The sequence below is a fragment of the Maritimibacter alkaliphilus HTCC2654 genome, from assembly GCF_000152805.1.
Classification (GTDB): domain Bacteria; phylum Pseudomonadota; class Alphaproteobacteria; order Rhodobacterales; family Rhodobacteraceae; genus Maritimibacter; species Maritimibacter alkaliphilus.
In genome coordinates, this window is sequence record NZ_CH902578.1 from 184,432 (window position 1) to 206,915 (window position 22,484).

General features: G+C 65.7%; 21 protein-coding genes. 14 read left to right on the forward strand and 7 right to left on the reverse strand.

Annotated elements, in window-relative coordinates; all coding sequences use genetic code 11:
• Positions 1 to 13: 13 nt before the first annotated feature.
• The 4 genes from RB2654_RS02015 (at position 14) to RB2654_RS02030 (ending at position 4,182) form a co-directional block, all read left to right on the forward strand.
• Positions 14 to 346 carry a protein tyrosine phosphatase family protein gene (locus RB2654_RS02015; protein ID WP_008328107.1) on the forward strand — a complete coding sequence of 111 codons (333 nt, stop codon included), beginning with the start codon at positions 14 to 16 and terminating at the stop codon, positions 344 to 346.
• Between the two features lie 64 nt (positions 347 to 410).
• Positions 411 to 2,180, forward strand: coding sequence for a SulP family inorganic anion transporter (locus RB2654_RS02020; RefSeq protein ID WP_008328108.1), 1,770 nt, complete (start codon positions 411 to 413; stop codon positions 2,178 to 2,180).
• 129 nt (positions 2,181 to 2,309) lie between these two features.
• Positions 2,310 to 3,125: a sulfite exporter TauE/SafE family protein gene (locus RB2654_RS02025; protein ID WP_008328109.1), complete on the forward strand. Its 816-nt coding sequence runs from the start codon at positions 2,310 to 2,312 to the stop codon at positions 3,123 to 3,125.
• Positions 3,126 to 3,195: 70 nt separating this feature from the next.
• Positions 3,196 to 4,182 carry a TDT family transporter gene (locus tag RB2654_RS02030; RefSeq protein WP_008328110.1) on the forward strand — a complete coding sequence of 329 codons (987 nt, stop codon included), beginning with the start codon at positions 3,196 to 3,198 and terminating at the stop codon, positions 4,180 to 4,182.
• Between the two features lie 4 nt (positions 4,183 to 4,186).
• Here RB2654_RS02030 and RB2654_RS02035 read toward each other — a convergent pair whose 3' ends face one another.
• On the reverse strand, positions 4,187 to 4,525 hold the full coding sequence (locus tag RB2654_RS02035) for an MmcQ/YjbR family DNA-binding protein (RefSeq protein WP_008328111.1): 339 nt from the start codon (positions 4,523 to 4,525) through the stop codon (positions 4,187 to 4,189).
• 183 nt (positions 4,526 to 4,708) lie between these two features.
• Here RB2654_RS02035 and cysS point away from each other — a divergent pair, with 183 nt between their 5' ends.
• The 3 genes from cysS (at position 4,709) to RB2654_RS02050 (ending at position 8,729) form a co-directional block, all read left to right on the forward strand.
• Positions 4,709 to 6,082 carry a cysteine--tRNA ligase gene (cysS, locus tag RB2654_RS02040; RefSeq protein WP_008328112.1) on the forward strand — a complete coding sequence of 458 codons (1,374 nt, stop codon included), beginning with the start codon at positions 4,709 to 4,711 and terminating at the stop codon, positions 6,080 to 6,082.
• 222 nt (positions 6,083 to 6,304) lie between these two features.
• Positions 6,305 to 7,927, forward strand: coding sequence for a citramalate synthase (gene cimA, locus RB2654_RS02045; RefSeq protein ID WP_008328113.1), 1,623 nt, complete (start codon positions 6,305 to 6,307; stop codon positions 7,925 to 7,927).
• Between the two features lie 49 nt (positions 7,928 to 7,976).
• Positions 7,977 to 8,729: a squalene/phytoene synthase family protein gene (locus RB2654_RS02050; protein WP_008328115.1), complete on the forward strand. Its 753-nt coding sequence runs from the start codon at positions 7,977 to 7,979 to the stop codon at positions 8,727 to 8,729.
• 3 nt (positions 8,730 to 8,732) lie between these two features.
• Here RB2654_RS02050 and RB2654_RS02055 read toward each other — a convergent pair whose 3' ends face one another.
• The 4 genes from RB2654_RS02055 to cobA all read right to left on the reverse strand — a co-directional run bounded on the left by RB2654_RS02055 (position 8,733) and on the right by cobA (position 12,842).
• Complete coding sequence (locus RB2654_RS02055) at positions 8,733 to 9,398, reverse strand: hypothetical protein (RefSeq protein WP_008328116.1); 666 nt, start codon at positions 9,396 to 9,398, stop codon at positions 8,733 to 8,735.
• 72 nt (positions 9,399 to 9,470) lie between these two features.
• The gene (locus RB2654_RS02060; protein WP_008328117.1) at positions 9,471 to 10,691 is read right to left on the reverse strand and encodes an MFS transporter; all 1,221 of its coding nucleotides are present in this window, start codon (positions 10,689 to 10,691) and stop codon (positions 9,471 to 9,473) included.
• Positions 10,692 to 10,731: 40 nt separating this feature from the next.
• Entirely contained in the window at positions 10,732 to 11,994 is a 1,263-nt protein-coding gene (locus RB2654_RS02065) for a cobyrinic acid a,c-diamide synthase CobB (RefSeq protein ID WP_008328118.1), read from the reverse strand.
• Entirely contained in the window at positions 11,991 to 12,842 is an 852-nt protein-coding gene (cobA, locus tag RB2654_RS02070; RefSeq protein ID WP_008328119.1) for a uroporphyrinogen-III C-methyltransferase, read from the reverse strand. Before cobA ends, RB2654_RS02065 begins: the two co-directional genes overlap by 4 nt.
• A 125-nt stretch (positions 12,843 to 12,967) precedes the next feature.
• Between cobA and RB2654_RS02075 the strand changes: the two genes are divergently transcribed.
• From RB2654_RS02075 to RB2654_RS02090, 4 genes are all read left to right on the forward strand, one after another.
• Positions 12,968 to 13,699, forward strand: a complete 732-nt coding sequence (locus RB2654_RS02075) for a cobalt-precorrin-6A reductase (RefSeq protein WP_008328121.1) — start codon at positions 12,968 to 12,970, stop codon at positions 13,697 to 13,699.
• Positions 13,696 to 14,328: a DNA-3-methyladenine glycosylase family protein gene (locus RB2654_RS02080; protein WP_008328123.1), complete on the forward strand. Its 633-nt coding sequence runs from the start codon at positions 13,696 to 13,698 to the stop codon at positions 14,326 to 14,328. The genes RB2654_RS02075 and RB2654_RS02080 overlap by 4 nt, the downstream gene beginning before the upstream one ends.
• Positions 14,328 to 15,005 (forward strand): alpha/beta hydrolase, encoded by a 678-nt coding sequence (locus RB2654_RS02085; protein WP_008328125.1) that lies wholly within the window; start codon positions 14,328 to 14,330, stop codon positions 15,003 to 15,005. The genes RB2654_RS02080 and RB2654_RS02085 overlap by 1 nt, the downstream gene beginning before the upstream one ends.
• 604 nt (positions 15,006 to 15,609) lie before the next feature.
• Complete coding sequence (locus tag RB2654_RS02090; RefSeq protein WP_040884289.1) at positions 15,610 to 16,194, forward strand: HNH endonuclease; 585 nt, start codon at positions 15,610 to 15,612, stop codon at positions 16,192 to 16,194.
• Positions 16,195 to 16,283: 89 nt separating this feature from the next.
• On the opposite strand, the gene RB2654_RS22210 is transcribed toward RB2654_RS02090, so the two are convergent.
• The gene (locus RB2654_RS22210) at positions 16,284 to 17,390 is read right to left on the reverse strand and encodes a Hint domain-containing protein (protein ID WP_008328128.1); all 1,107 of its coding nucleotides are present in this window, start codon (positions 17,388 to 17,390) and stop codon (positions 16,284 to 16,286) included.
• Positions 17,391 to 17,510: 120 nt separating this feature from the next.
• Positions 17,511 to 18,458 (reverse strand): radical SAM protein, encoded by a 948-nt coding sequence (locus RB2654_RS02100; RefSeq protein WP_008328130.1) that lies wholly within the window; start codon positions 18,456 to 18,458, stop codon positions 17,511 to 17,513.
• A gap of 198 nt (positions 18,459 to 18,656) precedes the next feature.
• Here RB2654_RS02100 and zwf point away from each other — a divergent pair, with 198 nt between their 5' ends.
• The 3 genes from zwf (at position 18,657) to pgi (ending at position 22,472) form a co-directional block, all read left to right on the forward strand.
• Entirely contained in the window at positions 18,657 to 20,102 is a 1,446-nt protein-coding gene (gene zwf / locus RB2654_RS02105) for a glucose-6-phosphate dehydrogenase (RefSeq protein WP_008328131.1), read from the forward strand.
• Complete coding sequence (pgl, locus tag RB2654_RS02110) at positions 20,099 to 20,779, forward strand: 6-phosphogluconolactonase (protein ID WP_008328137.1); 681 nt, start codon at positions 20,099 to 20,101, stop codon at positions 20,777 to 20,779. The genes zwf and pgl overlap by 4 nt, the downstream gene beginning before the upstream one ends.
• Before the next feature lie 76 nt (positions 20,780 to 20,855).
• Positions 20,856 to 22,472: a glucose-6-phosphate isomerase gene (gene pgi / locus RB2654_RS02115; RefSeq protein WP_008328138.1), complete on the forward strand. Its 1,617-nt coding sequence runs from the start codon at positions 20,856 to 20,858 to the stop codon at positions 22,470 to 22,472.
• The last annotated feature ends 12 nt before the right edge of the window (positions 22,473 to 22,484 follow it).

Consider the following 22,484-nt stretch of genomic DNA (forward strand, 5'->3'; position numbering starts at 1 on the left):
GGAGAACCGCGCGATGCATATGAACAAGCTCGACGACAAGGTGACCGTGTCGCCGCAGATCGCCGTCACGGACGTGGCCGAGATCGCGGCGCAAGGCTACACTGGCCTGATGTGCAACCGCCCGGATGGTGAGGATCCGGGCCAGCCGACATGGGCCGAGATCGAGGCGGCTGCCAAAGAGGCCGGTCTCAAGACCTATTTCCTGCCGGTGCAAAGCCGGCCGGAAGCCGAAAGCGCAGCCGAAGGGTTCGCCGCGGCGATGGACGAGAACGACCAGCTTTTCGCCTATTGCCGCAGCGGCACGCGCTGCCAGCTGATCTATCAGGCCGCCAAGGCGCGGGCCTGACCGGGCAGGGGCCGGATCGACCGGCCCCGCCGCACCGGGTATCCGACAAAAAGGGGGGCAGCGCATGGCGCGTCTCGCATCCAAAAGCCGGGCGGCATCGATCCGGCGTTTCTTTCCTATTCTCGATTGGGGTTCGGAGTATTCGAAGGACACGTTCCTGTCGGACTTCGTGGCCGCCCTGATCGTCACGATCATGCTGATCCCGCAGTCGCTCGCCTATGCGCTGCTCGCGGGTCTGCCGCCCGAGATGGGGCTTTACGCCTCGATCCTGCCGCTGGTGGCCTATGCCATCTTCGGCACGTCGCGGGCGCTGGCGGTCGGCCCGGTCGCGGTCGTGTCGCTGATGACGGCTGCCGCCATCGGCAAGCTGGGCCTCGCCACGCCCGCCGAATACGCCGCCGCCGCGATCACGCTGGCCTTCCTGTCGGGTCTGATCCTGACGGTGATGGGCGTGTTCCGGCTGGGCTTCCTCGCCAACTTCCTGTCGCATCCGGTCATCGCCGGGTTCATCACCGCCTCGGGCCTGCTCATCGCCACGTCGCAGATGAAACACATCCTGGGCGTGCCGTCGCATGGCGAGGCGCTATTCGACCGGCTCGCGACGCTTATCAGCCATGTGGGTCAGACGAACCTCATCACCTTCGCGGTCGGCGCGGCCTCCATCGCGTTCCTGTTCTGGGTGCGTAAGGGGATGAAGCCGCTCCTCATCAAGCTGGGGCTGAAGCCGCGTCTTGCGGATATTCTTGCCAAGGCCGGGCCGGTTGCTGCCGTGGCCGTGACGACGCTTTTGTCCTTCGCCTTCGATTTCGCGGGTCACGGGGTGTCCATCGTGGGTGACGTGCCGCAGGGCCTGCCGCCGCTGACGTTCCCGAGCTTCAACCTCGATCTCGTCGGCCAGTTGATCGGCCCGGCGATCCTGATCTCGATCATCGGCTTCGTGGAGTCGATCTCGGTCGCCCAGACGCTCGCCGCCAAGCGCCGCCAGCGGATCACGCCGGATCAGGAACTCGTCGGTCTGGGCGCATCGAACATCGCGGCCTCGCTTTCGGGCGGTTATCCGGTCACGGGCGGTTTCGCGCGTTCGGTCGTGAACTTCGACGCCGGGGCCGAGACGCCCGCCGCCGGGGCGTTCACCGCCGTGGGGATCGCGCTTGCCGCGCTGCTTCTCACGCCGCTACTTTACTTTCTGCCGACCGCCACGCTGGCCGCCACGATCATCGTCGCTGTCCTGAGCCTTGTCGATTTCGGTATCCTCAAGCGGACGTGGAAATACTCCAAGGCCGATTTCGCCGCCGTCGCCGCGACGATCCTGCTGACACTCACCTTCGGGGTCGAGGTCGGCGTGTCCTCGGGCGTCGTGCTGTCGATCGTGCTGTTCCTTTACAAGACCTCGCGCCCGCATATCGCGGAAGTGGGGCTGGTGCCGGGAACCGAGCACTTCCGTAACATCGACCGCCACCACGTGCTGACCCACCCGGAGCTTCTGAGCCTGCGTCTGGACGAAAACCTCTATTTCGCCAACGCCCGCTATATCGAGGACTACATCCTCGACCGGCTCGCCAAGGGCCAGCCCGTGAAACACGTGGTGCTCATGTGCTCGGCGGTGAACGTGATCGACCTGTCGGCGCTCGAAAGCCTCGAGGAACTCAATCGCCGGATGGACGACATGGGGATCAGGCTGCACCTGTCCGAGGTGAAGGGGCCGGTGATGGATCGGTTGCAGAAGACCCATTTCCTCGACGACCTGACGGGACAGGTGTTCCTGTCGCAATACGGGGCGATGAAGGCGTTGGGGCCGGTGGACGGGTTGAAGCCCAAGCTGGCGGCGGAGTGAGGCCGCACCACGCCATGAGGGGCGAAGGGGGACACCTCTTCGCCCCTTTGCCTGTGCCACCCCGCCACAACCTGCCAGTGGCGCGCCACGCGCCGTTGGGCTAAGGGAAGGCGAAAGAAGGGGACGGGAATGGATATTGCGACACTGGCGTTGATGGGCGGACTGCTTCTCGTGATCGGGGCGGTCGCGGGTATCCTTGCCGGGCTTCTGGGCGTGGGAGGCGGCATCGTTCTGGTCCCCGCCTTCTATTATGCTTTCGCCGGATTGGGATACGACGGGCCGGAACTGATGCAGGTCTGCCTTGCCACGTCGCTGTCCACGATCATCGTGACCTCGATCCGCTCGGTGTCTTCTCACAACAAGAAGGGCGCGGTGGAATGGCCGATCCTCAGGGCCTGGGCGCCGGGGATCATGATCGGGGCCGTGATCGGCGTGCTCGTCGCTTCCGGTCTGCGCACGCCGACGCTACAGGTGATCTTCGGCACCATCGCCATCCTCGTCGCGTTCTACATGTTGTTTTTCAAGTCCGAATGGCAGATCGCGGACCGGATGCCGGGGCTGGTCGGCAGGTCGATCCTGTCGCCTCTGGTCGGCTTTCTTTCGGTCCTCATGGGGATCGGCGGCGGCAGTTTCGGGGTGCCGATCATGTCGCTGCATGGCGTGGCGATCCATCGCGCGGTGGCGACGGCGGCGGGCTTTGGCCTTATCATCGCGGTGCCGTCTGTCATCGCCTTTCTGTTCGTCGATGTGGCGGGCGCGCCGCCCTATACCATCGGCGCGGTGAACCTGCCCGCCTTCCTCGTCGTGATCGCGATGACCACGCTGACCGCACCGCTGGGCGTCAAGCTTGCACATGCGATGGACCCGAAGCCGCTCAAGCGGGTGTTCGGCGTGTTCCTGTTGCTCGTCGCGCTCAACATGCTGCGCAAGGCGCTGATGGGCTAGGGCGCGACACCCCGGCGCATGGCGATGCCGACCGCCGGGGCGCATAGGAACCGAAGTAAGGAGTAGCCCGATGCAACCGCCCAATTTCGGTGTCCCGCCCAAGAAACCCGGCCTCTGGCGCCGCACGCCGCCCGCGCTTTTCCCGCCGGTCTTCGGCCTTTTCGGTCTGGCTGTCGCATGGCGTCGCGCGGCGGACGCTTTCGCGATGCCCTACTGGCCGGCCGAATTGCTGTTCGGCGCGGTGACGCTGCTCTACCTCTTCCTGCTGGTGGCATACGGCGCCAAGGTCATGCGTCGTCCCGGTGTGGTGGTCGAGGATCTGCGGGTTCTGCCCGGACGTGCCGGACTGGCCGCGATGTCGCTGTCGGGGATGCTGATGGCGCTGGGCCTGATCGCGCTGAACGAAACGCTCGCCGCCGTCGTCCTCACCCTTGCCGTCGGCCTCCATGCCGTTCTGCTGTTGCTGGTCGTGCGCGGGCTGTTGACGGGGCCCGCCGAGGGGCGGGTGGTCACCCCCGTCTGGCACCTGACGTTCGTGGGGTTCATCATCAGCCCCATCGCGGGCGTTCCGCTGGGCTGGGATCTATGGTCGACAGTGGTGTTCTGGGTCTCGCTCGCCATCGCCGCCGCGATCTGGGGCACGTCGCTGTCGCAGTTCGCCCGCCGTGACGTGCCTGCGCCTCTGCGCCCGCTGCTTGCGATCCATCTGGCGCCTGCAAGCGTGCTCGGCTCCGTCGCGCTGCTTCTGGGCTATCACACGCTGGCGCTGGGGCTGGGCATGCTCGCGATCCCCATCCTCGTGGCCTTGCTCGCCCGTCCGCGCTGGCTTCTGGCCTCCGGGTTCTCACCGCTCTGGGGGGCCTTCACCTTTCCCATCGCGGCCTTTTCGTCGCTCATGCAGATGCTCGGCTCGGTCGGCGACGGCGAGGTATTCCGCATCCTCGGCGGCCTCGCACTGGTGGCGGCCACGCTGGGTATTCCGGTCGTGATGTGGAAGGTCGTCCAGCTTTGGGGCAAGGGCCAGCTTGCGGTCAAGACCAACGCCGCCGAGGCGTGAGGGCTTACCCCAGCGCGGCCTGCACCTTTTTCGGCAGCTTCGCGCGGATCGTGTCATAGGACACGGCAAGGCGGTGGCGAAACTCCTCCTCGCTCGTCGCCCCGAACGGGAGAAGCACCCATGATTTATGGAAATACGCGGCCTTTTGCGCGACGCCCGCATCCTTGAGCATGTCCGCGGTTTCCACATCGGGGCATTTCACCGCGACCCCGGTGCCCATCGCGCCGATGCAGGCGAACATCTTGTCGCCCACCTTCCATGCGTCATGTCCGCCGCCCCACGGGTCCGACAATTCGGCCCCGGCGAAGCCCTTACAGATCTCGTTGACCAGTTCACGCGACATGGGGGCGAGGCTAACACGCTTGGCACACCGCGCGAAGCCTGCTATCCAGCGCGTATGAACGACAACCGCAACATCATCATTTGCTGCATTACCTGCTGACATCGTCAGGCGGGCCGTTCTTCTATTCCTCATCCAGATCGAAGCTGCTAGGTCCGCCGCGGGAGAAGTGCGCGCGAGGACGCCATGGTAGAGATCAAGTTTCACAACACCGCCACCCGGTCGAAAGAGGTGTTCACGCCCATCGACCCGGACAACGTGCGGATGTACGTCTGCGGGCCGACCGTCTACGACCGCGCCCATCTGGGCAACGCGCGCCCAGTCGTGGTGTTCGACGTGCTTTACCGGCTGCTGCGGGAGGTCTACGGGCCGAACCACGTGACCTACGTGCGCAACTTCACCGACGTTGACGACAAGATCATCGAACGCGCCAACCGCGACGGCAAGGAGATCGACCAGATCACGTCGGAGACGACGCAATGGTATCTGGACGACATGGCCGCGCTGGGGGCGTTGGAGCCGACCGCGATGCCCCGCGCGACGCAGCATATCGACGACATGGTCACCATGATCGAGGGGTTGATCGACAGCGGCCACGCTTATGCCGCCGAGGGTCATGTGCTCTTCGCGGTCGACAGCTACGACGATTACGGCAAGCTTTCGGGCCGTTCGGTCGACGACATGATCGCGGGCGCCCGCGTGGAAGTGGCGCCATACAAGCGCAACCCAATGGACTTCGTGCTGTGGAAGCCCGCCCGCGACGGCGAGCCGGGGTGGGACAGCCCGTGGGGCCGGGGTCGGCCCGGCTGGCATATCGAATGTTCGGCCATGTCCTACGGGTTGCTCGGTGAAAGCTTCGACATCCACGGCGGCGGCAACGACCTGATGTTCCCGCACCACGAGAACGAGATCGCCCAGTCGAAATGCGCTCATGCGGGGGCCGGTTTCGCGAATGTCTGGCTGCACAACGAGATGCTTCAGGTCGAGGGCAAGAAGATGTCCAAGTCGCTGGGCAACTTCTTCACCGTGCATGATCTGCTGGAACAGGGCGTGCCGGGCGAGGTGATCCGCTTCGTGTTCCTCGGCACGCATTACCGCAAGCCGATGGATTGGACCGAGAAGAAGCGGGAGGAGGCTGAGGCGACTCTCGGCAAGTGGCACCGGATGAGAGGCTCCAACAAGCCGGGAGCGGTGCCAAAGGCAATCGTCGATGCGGTCGCAAACGATCTCAATACTCCCGAGGCGATTTCTGTGCTCCATAAGTTGGCAAACATTGGAGACATTGAGGGGCTGTTGGGCGGTCTCGACTTCTTGGGGCTGAAAACTATCGACACTGAAATGCTCGATCTTATTCGAGAGGGAGAACAGGAAAGGCTTTCAGAGTTGGAGGCAAAGCTCACGCAACTGCGCATTGGGGCGATGAATACTAAGGACTACTCGCAGGTGGACGCGATGAAGTCAGCTTTGATTGCGGCAGGTGTCGAAGTGCGCATGTCCAAGGCTGGGATAGAACTTGTGCCCGGGGCCGGGTTCGACCGAGCCAAGCTGGAAGGGCTGTGATGGTAACGGTCTTCCCGACAGAGGGCAGCGCATGGCCGCGGGTGGGCGCATCTGCCGCCCGTGGTCGCCCGTTTATCTCAACGCCTCATCGAACCTCAGGCCGCGCGCTTGCGGCGACGAAGCGCCCGGCCGTTGGGGCGGCCGTGCGCTGCCCGGGCCGCTGGCGCGGCTATTCCGGGCGGAGGCTCGGCGCGACAACCATGACAACCAACGAGGCCCGTCATGACTGAACGTCTCTACCTCTTCGACACCACGCTGCGCGACGGGCAGCAGACGCAGGGCGTGCAGTTCTCGACGCCGGAAAAAATGGCCATCGCCAAGTCTCTCGACGAATTGGGCATCGACTATATCGAGGGCGGCTGGCCCGGTGCGAACCCGACCGACAGCGAGTTCTTTCACGTCCGCCCCCAGACCCGCGCGACCTTCACTGCCTTCGGGATGACCAAGCGGGCGGGGCGGTCAGCGGAGAACGACGACGTGTTGGCGCAGGTGATGCAGGCCGAGACGCCCGCCGTCTGCCTCGTCGGCAAGACGCACGATTTCCACGTGACCACCGCGCTCGGGATCACGCTCGAGGAGAACCTCGAGAACATCTCGGCGAGCGTCGCTTATCTCAAGCGCGAGAACCGCGAGCCGCTGTTCGATGCCGAGCACTTCTTCGACGGCTACAAGGCGAACCCCGACTATGCGTTGTCCTGCGTCTTGGCAGCCTATGAGGCGGGCGCGCGTTGGGTCGTGCTGTGCGACACCAATGGCGGCACGCTCCCCAAAGAGGTCGAAGCGATCACGCGGGCGGTGATCGACGCGGGCATCCCCGGCGATCATCTGGGCATCCACACCCACAACGACACCGGCAACGCGGTCGCCAATTCGCTCGCCGCCGTCGATGCGGGCGCGCGCCAGATTCAAGGGACGCTCAACGGGCTGGGCGAGCGATGTGGGAACGCGAACCTCATCACGATCATTCCCACCCTGATGCTCAAAGAACCCTACAAGTCCGTCTACGAGATCGGGGTCCCGCAGGAGGCGCTGATCTCGCTCACCCGCGTGTCGCGGCAGTTGGACGACATTCTGAACCGGGTGCCGACCAAGAGCGCGCCTTACGTGGGTGGCTCGGCCTTCGTTCACAAGGCGGGGCTTCATGCCAGCGCGATCCTGAAAGACCCGACGACCTACGAACACATCGACCCGGCGCTCGTGGGCAACGAGCGCGTCGTGCCGATGTCCAATCAGGCCGGGCAATCGAACCTGAGGGCGCGGCTGCAAGCCGTTGGTATCGCGCTTGAAAAGGGCGATCCGCACCTGTCGGAAATCCTCGACGCCGTGAAGGCGCGTGAGGATCAGGGTTACGCCTATGACAGCGCGGAAGCGTCCTTCGAACTCGTGGCGCGCGGTATCCTCGGCACCTTGCCCAATTACTTCGACGTCGAACGCTACCGCGTGATTTCCGAGCGTCGGCGCAACGCGAAGGGCCGCATCGTCGTGGAATCCGAGGCGATGGTGACGGTGCGCTACCCGGACGGGGTCGAAAAGACCTCGTTCTTCAAGAACGAGCACCCGCAGGAAATGTCGGACGATGGCCCGGTCAATGCGATCTGGCTGGCGTTGCAGGCCGACCTCGGCCCATATCAGGCGTCGATCGAGCCGGTGAAGCTGACCGACTTCAAGGTGCGCATCACCCAAGGCGGGATCGAGGCGGTCACGCGCGTCATCATCGACTTCACCGATGGCGAGAAGCGGTGGTCCACGGTGGGCGTGTCGTCGAACATCGTCGATGCGAGCTTCGCCGCGCTCCTCGATGCGCTGGTCTGGAAACTGCTGGATGACGGCGTGCGTCCGGCGTGAACGGGGGCGTCGGTCATATCGGGCAGCATCCGCGCCACGAGGTCGCTGAATGACCGTTCAGGAATGCGCAGAGATCGTCGAGCGCGGTGACCCGGATCGGCTTGTGGCCGCGATGAGCGCGCCGGTGCCGGACCGCGAGGTGCTGTTTCCGCTTTATGCCTTCAACCTCGAAATCGCGCGGGCCCCGTGGCTGACGCAGGAGCCGTTGATCGCGGAAATGCGGCTACAGTTCTGGCGCGACGTGCTGGACGAGATCGAACAGGGCAAGACCCCGCGCGCGCATGAGGTGGTGGCACCGCTCGGCGCTGCGATCCATGCCCGCGCGATCCCGCTGGCCCCGCTGCGTGCGATGATCGACGCGCGGCGCGCCGACATCGCGCGGGAGCCTTTCGTCGCCCCTGCCGACCTGTGGGATTACATCAACGCGGGCGCCGGGTCGCTCATGTTCGCCTCGGTCGCCGCATTGGGGCGCACGGACGAGGCCGAGGCGCGGGTGTTGGGTCGGGTGCAGGGGCTGGCCGCGTGGCTCGAGGCGCAGCCGGAACTTCTGGCCCATGGCTGGCGGGCCTTCGACGCCGGGTTCTATCCCGAAATGATCGACGTGGCGCTGGCCGACCTCAGGTCGGTCAGGGGGCACGACTTCGGCAAGGCGACCCCGGCCGCGCGGGCCGCGAGCCGGGCGGGCGCGATCCTGAAACGGGCGAAAGCCGACCCCGATGCGATCATCGAAGGCCGGCTTTCGGAAAGCGAATTCGCCCGGCGGGGTCGGTTCCTGTGGAAGACCCTGCGCGGGCGATGGTAACGCCTATTTGGTCGCGTTGATGTAGATCTGGCCTTCCTGCGCGCTGCCGTTTTCGCTCAGCGTCGATTGCGTGCCGAACCCGTTGAGCGTAGTGCCGCCATAGACCTTCACCCCGTCCGCATCCGCGCCGACGAACTGGCCCGCGCCTGTGCCGCCGACCTCGATCGTGTCGCCGTCCTGCGTGAGCGTGCCGGAAAACCCGACGGTGAAACGCTCGCCCGTCGAGGTGTCGGCGGTCACGTCGATCGTGCCGTCGACCGGCGAGAAATCGGCGAGTTGGGTTTCGATGTCCGCCACCGTGCCGGTGTAGATCGCCGCGTTGAACGCCTGCATGTCCACGTCCTTGGCCCCGACGAAGTTCTGAAGCGATCCGCTGACCGCTCCACCCGCCGCGCTGAAGCGCGCGTCGAGCGTCGCTTCGCCCGCCATGACGCGTTGGTTCGCATCCGTCGCGCTGTCGGCCATCTGGATCAGCGCCGATCCGGTGTAGCTGGCCGTGCCGGAGGTGGGCATGGTCGTCGTCTCGTTCTCGAACTCGCCGACCTCGGTGATCGAGTCATAGACCACTTCGGCCAGCGACCCCTGCAATCCGGTGCCCTTGAGGCAGCCGGACAGGACGAAAGCGGCGCAGAGCGTCAGGCCAGCGCGCAGCATCGGTTTGGTATTCATGGATAAATCCCTCGTTAGATGTGAGGGTTTTAGTCCCGACTCCCGGTCCGGGCGTATCCCCCAAACGGGGGGTCAGTCCTCATTCGGTCGCAGGACCAGCCAGATCAGCGCCGCACCGGCGAGCGCGAGGAACGGCACCATGGCAAGGTTCACGGCGGTCCAGCCGTCCTGCGGCGTGCCGCCCGAACAGTTCATGAGACCGCCCGAGGCCAGCGAGGCGAGCGTGACGCCACCGAACACGATCATGTCGTTCATGCCCTGAATGCGGCCCCGCTCATGCGCTTGGTGTGCGCCCGCGAGCATGGTCGTCGCGCCGATGAAGCCGAAGTTCCAACCGATGCCCAAGAGCACGAGCGCAATGAAGAAGTTCTCGAGTTCCACGCCCTGTAGTCCCACGACGCCCGCCGCGGCGAGAATGACGAGGCCGGTCGCCATGATCTTTCGCACGCCGAACCGCGCGATCAGGTGGCCGGTGAAGAAGGACGGGATGAACATGGCGAGGACGTGGGCCGACACCACGTCGGCAGCGGTCGAGCTTTCGAAACCGCAGCCCACCACCGCGAGGGGGGTCGAGGTCATGACGAGGTTCATGAGCGAATAGCTGACCATGGCGACGATGATCGCCACGGCGATGGTCGGGGTCGTCAGCATCTCCCACGTCGTGCGTCCGCGCGGGGCATCGTGGCTGGGCACCGGCGGTTTCGGGATGTCGAGCGCGAGGAAGAGGAGCGAGCCGACCACGTTGATCGCCACGATGGCGGCATAGACGCCGAGGAAGGGGATGACGCTCACGTCGACGGTGGCCTTGACCAGTTGCGGGCCGATGATCGCCGAGACGAGGCCGCCCGCCATGACGTACGAGATCGCCTTGGGCCGGAAGCTGTCCGATGCCGTGTCGGCGGCGGCGAAGCGGTAAAAACCTTGCGCGGACATATACATGCCGGTGAAGGCCGAGCCGACGATGAACAGGGTGAAGCTCGCCTGACTCAGGCCATAGGCGGCAATCGCGGCACCGATGGTTCCGCCCAATGTGCCGGTCCAGAACCCGGCGCGGCGGCCGAAGCGTTGCATGATCCAGCTCATCGGGTTGGCCGAGAGCATCGACACAAGCACGATGGCCGAGATCGCCAGCGTCGCGAAACAGGGGTTCGGGGCAAGCGACTGACCCGCCAGCCCGCCGACGGTGAAGATCATCGGCATCTGCGCGCCAAGGAGCGCCTGCGCGATCACGAGGATCGCCACGTTGCGCTTGGCCTTGCGGTCGTCGGTCTGGGAATAGGTCGCGTCAGTCATGCAAGATCGCTTATATGTTCTGCGGGCCGCAGAAAAGGGGTCATGCGATGATATGGGCGAACGACCCTGCGACGCGTCCTTGGATCAGGCCCATGGCGGGCAGCGCGACCCCTTCGGCATCCTGCGCATCGAACAGGGGCGCACCGTCGGCGGCGAGCGTGGTGGTGTAATGGAACTCATGCGCCATATGCGTGCCGGGCAGGGCGGACCAGTGGCTCGTCAGGCGTCGGTAGCCAAGGTGAAGCTTGCGTTGGGCAAAGGATGTGGCGAGGCCCAAAAGCCCGGCCATCCTGTGAACCGTGCCGTCCGCGTCGGTCAGCGTTTCGCCCAGCACCATATAGCCGCCGCATTCGCCGTAGATGTCGGTGGTGCTGGCGGCGTCGCGCAGACTGTTCAGGAAGGTCGTGTTCGATGCGATCCGGGCTGCGTGCAATTCGGGGTAACCGCCGGGAAGATAGACGAAATCCGCCTCCGGCACCGCCTCGTCCGCGAGCGGGGAGAAAGGAAGGATCGTGCTGCCTGCGCGGTCCCATGCCGCCAGTTGGTGCGGATAGACGAAGCTGAAAGCCGCGTCGCGTGCGATGGCGATGCGTTTCGGCGCGGAGGGCGCTGCGCGCGGCGGGGCGGTGGCCGTGTCGCGGGCCAGCGCCACCAGCGCGTCCAAGTCGAGGCGCGCGCGCACCACGTCGGCGGCGCGATCGAGAAACCCGGTCAGGTCCGGGTGCTCGGCGGCCTGCACCAACCCGAGGTGTCGGTCGGGCAGGGCGAGGTTCGGATCACGCGGCAAAGCCCCCAGCACCGGAAGACCGAGCGGCGACAGGGCGCGGCGCAGCATCGCCTCGTGCCGGGGGGAGCCGACGTTGTTCAGGATCACACCCGAGACGCGGACCTCGGGGTCATGGCTCGCGAACCCGCGCACGAGCGCGGCGACCGAATGCGACATGCTGGCCGCGTTCACCACCAGCACGACAGGCAATCCGATGATGCGGGCGAGGTCTGCGGTCGCCCCGTCGCCATCGGGCGGCGCGCCGTCGAACAGACCCATCGCCCCCTCGACGATGAGCAGGCCGTCACCCTTGGCCAGCGACCGGATCTGATGTTTCGGCATCGCCCAGGCGTCGAGGTTGACCGACACCTGCCCGCAGGCGGCCTCGTGAAACCGGGGGTCGATATAATCCGGGCCGGATTTGGCCCCCCGGACCGCGACGCCGCGCTGGCTGAGGGCACGCAGGATGCCGAGCGTCACGGTCGTCTTGCCGCTGCCCGAGGTCGGTGCGGCGAGGATCAGACCCTTGCCGTTCATCCGTCCTCCACCGGGCGCCCGATGGCGAGCGGGTCGAGGTTGCGCATCGGGCGACCCATCGCAAGCGATTGCCAGTCGAGCGCCTGCCGCAGAAGCGCCGCGCGGCCCACGCAGATCACGGCGGGGGCGCCGATCCCGCTGTCGCGGGCATCCGCCGCGCAGGTGGCGAGGGTGGTTTCGAGAACCTGCTGGTCGGGCAGGGTGGCCTGCGCGACGATCGCCACCGGCTCCTCCGGTCCGCGCCCGGCGGCGATGAGGTCGGCGGCGATGGCGGCAAGGTGCTTCATCCCCATGTAGATCACGATGACGCCCGACCCCTTGGCGACGCTCGCCCAGTCCACGCCGCTCGCGTTTCCGGTGCGGTCATGCCCGGTGACGAAGGTGACCGCTTGGTTCACATCGCGATGCGTGACCGGGATGCCGGCGTAGGCCAGCCCGCCGATCCCCGCCGAAATGCCTGGAATGATGCGGATCGGGACGTTGTGCTGCACCAACGTCTGCCCTTCCTCGCCGCCGCGCCCGAAGACAAAGGGATCGCCGCCCTTGAGGCGCAAGACCTTCTTGCCCGCGCGGGCGAGGTCGACCAGTTGCAGCGAGATGTCCTTTTGCTTGGCCGACGGCTTGCCGCCCCGCTTGCCCGCGTAGATCAATTCGGCCGCCGGACCCGCCCAGCCGAGGATGCGGTCGTCCACCAGCGCGTCATGCACGATCACGTCGGCCTGCCTGAGCGCATTCAGGGCATGGAGCGTCAGCAGACCCGGATCGCCCGGACCCGCGCCGCACAGCCAGACCCAGCCGGGCTGCATGTCGGGCCAATCGCCGGGGGGAAGGGGTGTCGAGTCGCTCATGCGCGCGTTATGCACCCCGTGACGCATGATGAGAAGCGGCGGGTTTCCTTGTCGGGTGTGGTGCCTATAGTCGCCGCGACCGGGGGCACGCCCGCCTCACCGAACGAAAGGCCGAGACCGCCGAGATGAAAATCCTCCTCCTTGCAGGCACCTATGAGGCGCGCCAGATCGCGCTCAGGCTCGGGCGTGACGGGCGGATCGACCTCACCGCCTCGCTCGCCGGGGCCACCCGCGCACCTTTGCCGCTGGATGGCGCGGTTCGGGTCGGGGGGTTCGGCGGGCGGCAGGGCCAGCAGGATTTCATGGCGGCGGGTGGCTTCGACGCGGTGATCGACGCGACGCATCCGTTCGCGCACCGGATTTCCTTTCGCACGCACTCGATCTGCGCCGCGCTCGGCGTTCCGTATCTTCAGGTTTTGCGCCCCGGCTGGGCGGCGACCGGGGCGGATGATTGGACCTTCGTGGCGGACGAAGCGGGGGTCGCCGCCAAGGTCGCCGCGAACATGACCGTGTTCCTCGCCACGGGGCCGGGGTCGCTCGCCGCGATTGGCCAACTGCCCGCCGCCCGCGTGCTCTGCCGGGTGATCGACGCGCCGGAGGGGCCGTTTCCGTGGGAAAACGGCGCATGGCGCCGGGGACGGCCGCCGTTTTCGGTTGAGGACGAGGTGGAGTTCCTGCGCGACGAGGGCGTCGATCTGCTTGTGACTAAGAACGCGGGCGGGCGCGGCGGCTGGGCCAAGCTGGAGGCCGCGCGCGCGCTTGGCCTGCCGGTCGTGCTGATCGACCGCCCGCCGCAACCGCCCGGAGAAAAGGCGGAGAGCGTCGAAACCGCGCTCGACTGGATCGAACGGCTGTGAGCGTCGGGCGGATCATCCACGGGCCACAGGACGTGGCCGAAGGCGCGGCATGGCTGGCCGAGTGCGACCCACGGTTCGCGCGGGCGCTGGCCGAGACCGGCGAACTGCCGCTTCGGCGCAAACCGCAGGGCTTCGACCAGCTTCTGTCGGCCATCGTGAGCCAGCAGGTCTCGACCGCCTCCGCCGCCGCGATCTGGGCACGTGTCGAGGCGGCGGGGCTGACCACGCCGGACCGGGTGGCGCGGGCGGGCGAGGACGACCTGCGCGCCGTCGGCCTGTCGCGCCCCAAGATGCGCTATGCCCGCGCGCTGGCCGAGGCGGGGATCGACTATGACGCGCTCGCGCATCTGCCGGATGACGAGGTGATCGCGACCTTGGTCGCCGTGCCGGGCATCGGGCACTGGACCGCCGAAATCTACGCCATGTTCTCGCTCGGCCGGGCCGATGTGTTCGCCCATGGCGATCTGGCCTTGCAGGAGGCCGCGCGCATCCTGTTCGACCTGCCGGAACGCCCGCGCGAAAAGGCGATGCGCGAGATCGCGCGGGACTGGTCGCCGTGGCGTGGCGTTGCGGCCCGGCTGCTCTGGGCCTATTACCGGGTGGCGAAGAACAGGGAAGGGGTGTGTTGATGGCACGCGAGTTGCAGTACAAGAGCCGACCGGCCAAATCGGGGGAGACGAAATCGGTGGTCGTGTTCCTGCATGGCTACGGCGCGGACGGGGCGGATCTTCTGGGATTGGCCGATCCGTTGTCCGATCACATGCCCGACACCGCGTTCTATGCGCCCGACGCGCCCGAGAAATGCGCGGGCAACCCGTTCGGTTTTCAGTGGTTCCCGATTCCGTGGCTCGACGGTTCGTCGGAAGAGGCCGCGCGGGCCGGGGCGGACCTGGCGCATGAGGATATCGACGCCTTCCTCGACATGGTGATGGCGCAGGAGGGGATCACGCCCGACCGCCTGATCGTCTATGGGTTCAGTCAGGGCACGATGATGTCGCTCAAAGTCATCCCGCAGCGCGACACCGAGATCGCGGGGATCGTGGCCTTCTCCGGTCGCATCCTTCAGCCCGAGACCTACGGCGAGCACGTCAAAGTGCGTCCGCCCGTCTTGCTGGTCCACGGCGATGCGGACGAGATGGTGCCGGTCGCGCATTTTCAGGAGGCCGGTCAGGTGCTGAACGACGCGGGCTTCACCGTCTACGGCCACATCCAGAAGGGCACCGGGCACGGGATCGCCCCCGACGGGCTGTCGGTCGCGCTGTCCTTCATGGCCGATCGGCTGGGAATCGCCCCGTCGGCTGGGTAGGGCCGTTTCGCCCACATCGCCTGCGTATTCGGGAGGTTCGGATCGGGTGAGCGTGACGGGAATGCCGCGCTTTGTGGAGCGACCGGCGCAAGTCTGCCAGCGGTGCGGCGATGCGCGTTCCGGCTGTAGCCACCGGTCACAAGCGAGGTGCTCAGACGGGGATGACCCTTGGTGCGGAAGTCATTTAACGAAAGGGCGGGAGTGCCGGATGCAAAGGCGCTCCTGCCGCCGAGCGTGTCTGAAAAATCTATTTATTTCAGACAGTAAGGTCGCGAGATCGGCGGGGCACTGGCGGTCGATGCGCGTCTCGGTCCGGCTTGTCACGATGGCATTGAGGCACCCGGCGCAAGGCGGTGGGCGACGAGTGAAGCGGAACTGTATTCCGTGGTCGCGCGGTCCTCAACGGGCCTCAGCAGAGAGAACGTAGAGCGAACATTCGCGGATGTTCGATTCGTCACAAGCCTGACACGTATGTCCGACAAGCTGCGCCCAGATCGTGGGGCTTGTCAGAGGTTCTGACCCATATATAGTCCTAGATTAGAAACAGACGGGGCGGGTTCCCCGCCCTGCGAGCGAGGCACAGGGCGAGGGCGGAGTCACTCCGATGGACGGCGATTTCAGGACACATTTCGTACGAGAACACAGCAACCCGAGGTCGCATCCGGCGCTCGTGTTGAACGCGGACTTCCGCCCGCTTTCCTACTACCCCCTGTCCTTATGGCCCTGGCAGGAGGCGATCAAGGCGGCCTTCCTCGACCGGGTGAACATCATCGCCGAATACGACGAGGTGGTCAGAAGCCCGAGTATGGAGATCAGGATCCCCTCGGTCGTCGTTCTGAAAGATTACGTTAAACCCCAGAAGCGCGTGGCTTTCACGCGCTTCAATCTTTTTCTAAGGGACGAATTTCGCTGCCAGTACTGCGGATCGAAGGGCGATCTGACCTTCGATCACGTGGTGCCACGGGCGCGGGGCGGGGTGACGAGTTGGGAAAACGTGGTCGCGGCTTGTTCCAAATGCAACCTGCGCAAGGGGTCCAAGCACCTGCATCAGTCGGGTCTTTCGTTGCGCAAGCCGCCGCGCCAGCCGGGGGCCGAGGAGTTGCGCAACATGGGGCGCAAGTTCCCGCCCGGCTACCTGCATGAAAGCTGGATGGATTTCCTGTACTGGGACGCCGAACTGGAGGCGTGACGGTGAGGGATCGAGGGATCGAACGGTGCGCGCCCACGGGCGCGCGCTTTCGCTTGAGCGGGGGGCTTCGGGACACGCCAAGGCCGGGATCAGGCCCGATTTGCCAGATGCGCGGGCAGGGCGCGTGGACGGTGGCGCGCGCCCGACCACGTCAGCGGCACGGGGGCCGTGGCAGGCGGGTGCAGCTGACCTGTCGCGAGGGCCGCGCGCGTCTCGGCGGTCGTGAGCATCAGGCGGGCGGGCGGCGTTCCGGTGACGCGGCCGCCAAGGGCGCCGATGCGTAACCAGTCCGCGCGTTCGATGCCATCGAGGCTCGCAAAGGCCTCCGGCCCCGGAAACAGGCTTTCGACCGCGATCCCGTCCGCGATGATGACCTCGTGCCGTGGCAGGAGCAGGTTGAAATAGGTGATCTCACGCCGCCCGGTCAGGCGCCGGACGCGCGGCAGACGGGTGAGCGCCTTGGCGGGCGCAAGGGCGCCGAGCGGGTCGTGCAGCGCATGGCAGGGCGCGGTCTGCATGAGGACGCGGTGGTTGGGGGACAGGATCAGATCGCGGGTCGGCAGGCCCGGACCGAAGGCGCCTTTGGCGATGTGCACCGGCTGCCCCGGATGCGGGCGCGGATCGAACCGAATGCGCCGTTTCCCGATCCAGCGGATGGGCTGCGGCCCGCTGTCGAGCGTCAGAACCGCGTCCCCCCGGCGCAGGCGGTCGGTGCGCACCGGGCCATCCGGCGTCGCGACCATCGCGCCCGCGGTCAGGCAGACGAAATCCAGATCGTCTTTCGAGTGTTGAATGACCCCGTCGAAGTTGGTCGAATTGACCGAGGTGAAGGTTACGCTTTCGATCCCCTGACTTGCCAGTTCCGGCTGGGTGTCGCGCACCAGCAAAAAGGCGTTTCCGGCGGTGTCCTGAACCACCAGAAGTTCCGAGGTCCATGTCGCCCCGTCATTGAAGGTCACGGTGCCGGTCAGGCTGGCGATACTGTCGATCTTGGTGGTGACCAGGCCTGATCCAAGGTCGTAGTGGATCACGTCGCCCGTCCAGGGTGTATCGGTGCTGACCACGTCGTCGAAAGCGCCCGCATCGGTCTCGATCGTGACGATGTTCTGATAAAGCGAATTCCCCGGCCCGCCGCCGAACGTCGTGAGGAGCGGAGAGGTATTCTCCATCCCCACGAACAGTTCGTCGTAATCCATGTCCGGCAATGTTCCCAGAAACAGACTCGACCAGGTTACATTGTCGGCCAAGGCCACGACCCCCAGTACACCGGTTCGGGTCGGGATAGCAGCGATTGGTTAGGATCGGGTGAAGGCCGCTCAGGCCGAGCAGGAGGCCCCGCCCAGAACGCAGAATTTCGCGCAATGGGGATGGTTCAACGCGACCGGGCGCTCGGCGTCCGCCAGTGTCGGGCCAAGGTCGAAGGCCTGTTCATAGGGCAGGAGCGTGCAGGACACGACCGACGGGTGCTGCCCTTTGCGTTTCACCACCATGCGGGACGAGGCGCACATGACGTCGCGCGGCGACTTGTCGAGGATGCCCCAGCAGGCCGTTGTGATTTCCGGCACTTCGACCGTCACGTCCATTTCCGGGAAAATGACGAGCTGGCCGGGGTTCTCGGCATCCACCGGGTATACGTGTTCGGCGAACAGGGCGCCGTAGCCTGCGCGCGCCTCGGCTTCGCTTTCCTGCCAGCGTGCGCGGCCCGCAATCGCGATGGTCGCGCCCTCGTCGCGCAGCCAGTCGAGCCCCTTGAGCGTCGCGGCGAAGCTGCCCTTGCCGCGCACCGCGTCATGGCCCTCGGCGGTCCAGTGATCCATCGACACGCGCAGGGTGATCCGGCCTGCGAACCCCTTGAGAAGCTGGGCGAGTTTCGTGCGCACGAGGGGCCGCATCATCGGGGCCATCGCGTTGGTCAGCACCAGCACCTCGTAGCCCGCCGACAGGGCGTCGCGCATCATTGCGGGGAAATCGGGGTTCATGAACGGCTCGCCGCCGGTAAAGCCGATCTCGGTCACCGGCCATCCACGCGCCTTGATCTGGTCGAGGTATCCCGCGACCTCGCCCCGGGTCATATAGGCCAGCGCATCGTTGGTGGGCGAGCTTTCGATGTAGCAGCCCTCGCAGGTGATGTTGCACAGCGTTCCGGTGTTGAACCAGAGCGTTTCGGGATGGGTCAGCGCCACAGTGGCCCGCGGGCTGCCGTCCGCCGTCACCTTGGGGTCTTCGAACTTGCCCTGATTGGCAAGCGGCACGCGTTGATCCATTCCGATACCTTTCCTTTCATTTTGGCTAAACCATCGCGTCTGAAAGAAAAAGGTCGCAGGCGCAGCGCGTGACGCAGTTGTGATGTGTGCCAACAGTGCTAGACTCGCCGCCATAGGGAGGCTATCAACCGGGCGCAGTTGGGTTAGCGCTAACAATCGGGTCTGCGGCGGGGCCGACGGACCGGAACGGAGACACAGATGGTATCGCGCGTCATTCCGGTCGACCCTTTCGACCTCGTCATCTTCGGCGGCACAGGCGATCTTGCCCGCCGCAAGATATTGCCGGGGCTCTATCGCCGGTTCTTTGATGGTCAGATGCCGGACGAGGCGCGGATCATCGGCGCGGCGCGCTCCGAGATGGACGAAGCCGGGTATCGCGATTTCGTGCGCGACGCGATCAAGGAATTTTCCGGAAAACGCAACGATCCCAATATGGTATCGGCGTTTCTTGAGAAGCTGTCCTATGTCGCCGTCGATGCCACCGGGACCGACGGGTGGAAAGATCTGGCCAAGACGATGCGCGCCGACGTGGTCAAGGCCTATTACTTTTCCGTAGGCCCGAGCCTTTTCGGTGCCATTGCCGAGCGCCTGCACAAATACAAGATCGCCGACGATGCCGCGCGCATCGTGGTCGAGAAACCCTTCGGTCACGACCGGGAGTCGGCTCGGGCGCTCAACGCCACGCTGGCCGAACATTTCGACGAGACGCAGATCTACCGCATCGACCACTACCTTGGAAAAGAGACGGTTCAAAACCTGATGGCGGTGCGCTTCGGCAACATGCTGTTCGAACCGCTGTGGAACGCGCAATACGTCGATCATATCCAGATCACCGTGGCCGAGACCGTGGGGGTCGGCGGGCGCGGCGAATATTACGACCGCTCCGGCGCGATGCGGGACATGGTGCAGAACCACTTGATGCAACTTCTGTGTCTGACCGCGATGGAGCCGCCGTCGAAATACGATCCCGACGCCGTGCGCGACGAGAAACTCAAGGTGATCCGGGCGCTGGAGCCGGTGGAGCACTCCGAAATCGTGCGCGGACAATACAAATCCAAAAGCGAAAGCTACCTGAAGGACGTCGAGAACCCGGAGTCGCTGACCGAAAGCTATGTCGCGATGAAGATCAGGATCGCGAACTGGCGCTGGAACGGCACACCGTTCTACCTGCGCACCGGCAAGAAGATGAAAGCGCGTGTGTCCGAGATCGTCGTGCGCTTCAAGGAGCCGCCGCATTCGATCTTCGAAGAGGATACCGGCCAAAGCGCCAACGAACTGACGATCCGGCTTCAGCCGAACGAGGGCATGGATCTGACCGTGACCATCAAGGAGCCGGGGCCGGGGGGTATGCGCCTGATCGACGTGCCGCTCGACATGACCTTCGCCGAGGCGCTGGGCGAAGAGGCGGCGGATGTGCCCGACGCCTATGAACGCCTCATCATGGATGTGATCCGGGGCAATCAGACGCTGTTCATGCGCGGGGACGAGGTGGAAGCGGCCTGGGCCTGGACCGACCCGATCATCGACGGCTGGACGGAACGCGAAGACCGGCCGTTTCCTTATGAGCCGGGGTCGACAGGGCCGGAAGAAGCCCTCATCCTCATGCACCGCGACGGACGACGATGGCGGGAGCTGCGCGCATGACTTACGAACTCAAGGAATACCCGGACCGCGAGTTGATGATGATGGACCTCGCCGACCGAATCGCATCGGAACTGCGGGGCACCTTGGCGCATGAGGATCGCGCCTCGCTCGCCGTGCCGGGGGGCACCACGCCGGGGCCGATCTTCGACACGCTTTCGGCCCTGCATCTCGACTGGGACCGGGTCGATGTGATGCTGACGGACGAGCGTTGGGTGCCGATGGGCAGCGACCGCTCGAACACGCGGCTTCTGCGTGACCGGCTGTTTCGCGATCAGGCCGCCGCGGCCCATCTGATCCCCCTATACGGCGAGACCGCGACCCCCGAGGACTCGCTCGACAGGTTGTCGGCCGGGGTCGAGGCGGCCCTGCCGCTTTCCGTCGTGCTGCTCGGCATGGGGGCCGACATGCATACGGCGAGCCTGTTTCCCGGTGCCGACCGGCTGGAGGAGGGGCTTTCCCCCAAAGCGCCCGCCGTGTTGCCCATGCGTGCCGACGGGGCGCCCGAACCCCGGATGACGCTGACGGCGCGGGTCTTGAATGGTGCAATGTCGAAACACCTCGTCATCACCGGCGCGGCCAAGCGCGAGGCGCTTGAAAAAGCGTCGAAAACCAAGGATGTGATGGCGGCACCCGTCAAATCCGTGCTCAAAGGGATGGTTGTTCACTGGGCGGAATAGGCGTTAGCCTGCCGAGGATGAGGCAACCATAACCAGCCGGACCGAACGGGCGGACGGCGGACACATGAGGTGGGGAATGTCCTGGACATCGCTGAAATCGCATCGCGCGATGCAGGGAAGCGTGACGATCGCGGATCTGTTGCAGGATCCGGCGCGCGCCTCCGGCTTTTCCGTCCGCATGGACGACATGCTGTTCGACTATTCCAAGACCACCATCGACGCCGAAGCCCGCGATCTGCTGCTCACGCTGGCCGATGAGGCAGGTGTCGCGCACCGGCGCGAGGCGATGTTCGCGGGCGAGAAGATCAACGAGACCGAGGGGCGGGCGGTGCTCCACACCGCTCTGCGCGATCCCGGCCCGCACGGCGCGACCGTCGACGGGGTGGAAGTCCTGCCGGGCGTTCACGACACGCTCGACCGGATGGAGGAATTCGCCGAGGGCCTGCGCACCGGCAAGGTGCGGCCCGTGAACGGCGGGCGCTTCACCGATATCGTGAACATCGGGATCGGCGGCTCCGACCTTGGCCCCGCGATGGCCATGCTGGCGCTTGCCCCGTATCACGACGGGCCGCGCGTGCATTACGTGTCGAACGTGGATGGCGCGCATATTCACGACACGCTTGCCGATCTCGACCCGGACACGACGCTGGTGATCGTCGCCTCGAAGACCTTCACCACCATCGAAACCATGACGAACGCCGAAACCGCGCGAAGCTGGCTGAAACGCGCGATCGGCGAGCAGGCGGTGGGCCGTCATCTGGCGGCGCTGTCTTCGGCCGTGGACAAGACGACGAAATGGGGCATCGACCCTTCGCGCGTCTTCGGGTTCGAGGATTGGGTCGGCGGGCGGTATTCGATCTGGGGGCCCGTGGGCCTTGGCCTGATGATCGCCGTGGGGGCCAAACGGTTCCGTGAATTCCTTGCCGGCGGACACGACATGGACTTGCATTTCCGCGAAGCCGAGGGGGCGGATAACCTGCCGCTCATGCTCGCCCTCGTGGGCATCTGGCATCGTCAGGTCTGTGGCTATCCGACACGGGCGGTTCTGCCGTACGACCAGCGGCTTTCCCGCCTTCCGGCCTATCTCCAGCAGCTAGAGATGGAGAGCAACGGGAAGTCGGTCGCGATGGATGGCACGGGGCTTGAGGTGGTCTCTGGCCCTGTGGTCTGGGGCGAGCCGGGAACGAATGGTCAGCATGCGTTCTATCAGCTCATCCATCAGGGGACCGAGGTGGTGCCGTGCGAGTTTCTTGTCGCGGCGAGAGGGCACGAGCCGGAGCTTGCGCATCAACACGCGCTGCTCGTCGCCAACTGCCTTGCGCAGTCCGAGGCGTTGATGCAGGGCCGGTCGCTGGACGTGGCCTTGGAACTGATGGCCGAAAAGGGCCTGTCCGGGGCCGAGCAGGAACGTCAGGCGCGCCACCGGGTGTTCCCCGGCAATCGCCCCTCGACGACGCTGATCTATCCGCTTCTGACGCCGCGTGTGCTGGGCCGTATCATCGCGCTCTACGAACATCGCGTGTTCGTCGAGGGCGTGATCCTCGGCATCAATTCCTACGACCAGTGGGGCGTGGAACTGGGCAAGGAACTGGCGGTCGCACTGGCCCCGGTTCTGGCCGGGGACGAGGACGCCGCGTCGAAGGACGGCTCGACCCGGGCGCTCGTGGACTATGTTCAGGCGCACCGCGACTGAGCCCGCCGCGCC

What these genes read in the sequence shown, in the direction of transcription:
- RB2654_RS02015 (WP_008328107.1), top strand. Translation starts at nt 14, where the DNA reads ATGCATATGAACAAGCTCGACGACAAGGTGACCGTGTCGCCGCAGATC.
- RB2654_RS02020 (WP_008328108.1), top strand. Translation starts at nt 411, where the DNA reads ATGGCGCGTCTCGCATCCAAAAGCCGGGCGGCATCGATCCGGCGTTTC.
- RB2654_RS02025 (WP_008328109.1), top strand. Translation starts at nt 2,310, where the DNA reads ATGGATATTGCGACACTGGCGTTGATGGGCGGACTGCTTCTCGTGATC.
- RB2654_RS02030 (WP_008328110.1), top strand. Translation starts at nt 3,196, where the DNA reads ATGCAACCGCCCAATTTCGGTGTCCCGCCCAAGAAACCCGGCCTCTGG.
- RB2654_RS02035 (WP_008328111.1), bottom strand. Translation starts at nt 4,525, where the DNA reads ATGTCGCGTGAACTGGTCAACGAGATCTGTAAGGGCTTCGCCGGGGCC.
- cysS (WP_008328112.1), top strand. Translation starts at nt 4,709, where the DNA reads ATGGTAGAGATCAAGTTTCACAACACCGCCACCCGGTCGAAAGAGGTG.
- cimA (WP_008328113.1), top strand. Translation starts at nt 6,305, where the DNA reads ATGACTGAACGTCTCTACCTCTTCGACACCACGCTGCGCGACGGGCAG.
- RB2654_RS02050 (WP_008328115.1), top strand. Translation starts at nt 7,977, where the DNA reads ATGACCGTTCAGGAATGCGCAGAGATCGTCGAGCGCGGTGACCCGGAT.
- RB2654_RS02055 (WP_008328116.1), bottom strand. Translation starts at nt 9,398, where the DNA reads ATGAATACCAAACCGATGCTGCGCGCTGGCCTGACGCTCTGCGCCGCT.
- RB2654_RS02060 (WP_008328117.1), bottom strand. Translation starts at nt 10,691, where the DNA reads ATGACTGACGCGACCTATTCCCAGACCGACGACCGCAAGGCCAAGCGC.
- RB2654_RS02065 (WP_008328118.1), bottom strand. Translation starts at nt 11,994, where the DNA reads ATGAACGGCAAGGGTCTGATCCTCGCCGCACCGACCTCGGGCAGCGGC.
- cobA (WP_008328119.1), bottom strand. Translation starts at nt 12,842, where the DNA reads ATGAGCGACTCGACACCCCTTCCCCCCGGCGATTGGCCCGACATGCAG.
- RB2654_RS02075 (WP_008328121.1), top strand. Translation starts at nt 12,968, where the DNA reads ATGAAAATCCTCCTCCTTGCAGGCACCTATGAGGCGCGCCAGATCGCG.
- RB2654_RS02085 (WP_008328125.1), top strand. Translation starts at nt 14,328, where the DNA reads ATGGCACGCGAGTTGCAGTACAAGAGCCGACCGGCCAAATCGGGGGAG.
- RB2654_RS02090 (WP_040884289.1), top strand. Translation starts at nt 15,610, where the DNA reads ATGGACGGCGATTTCAGGACACATTTCGTACGAGAACACAGCAACCCG.
- RB2654_RS22210 (WP_008328128.1), bottom strand. Translation starts at nt 17,390, where the DNA reads ATGGATTACGACGAACTGTTCGTGGGGATGGAGAATACCTCTCCGCTC.
- RB2654_RS02100 (WP_008328130.1), bottom strand. Translation starts at nt 18,458, where the DNA reads ATGGATCAACGCGTGCCGCTTGCCAATCAGGGCAAGTTCGAAGACCCC.
- zwf (WP_008328131.1), top strand. Translation starts at nt 18,657, where the DNA reads ATGGTATCGCGCGTCATTCCGGTCGACCCTTTCGACCTCGTCATCTTC.
- pgl (WP_008328137.1), top strand. Translation starts at nt 20,099, where the DNA reads ATGACTTACGAACTCAAGGAATACCCGGACCGCGAGTTGATGATGATG.
- pgi (WP_008328138.1), top strand. Translation starts at nt 20,856, where the DNA reads ATGTCCTGGACATCGCTGAAATCGCATCGCGCGATGCAGGGAAGCGTG.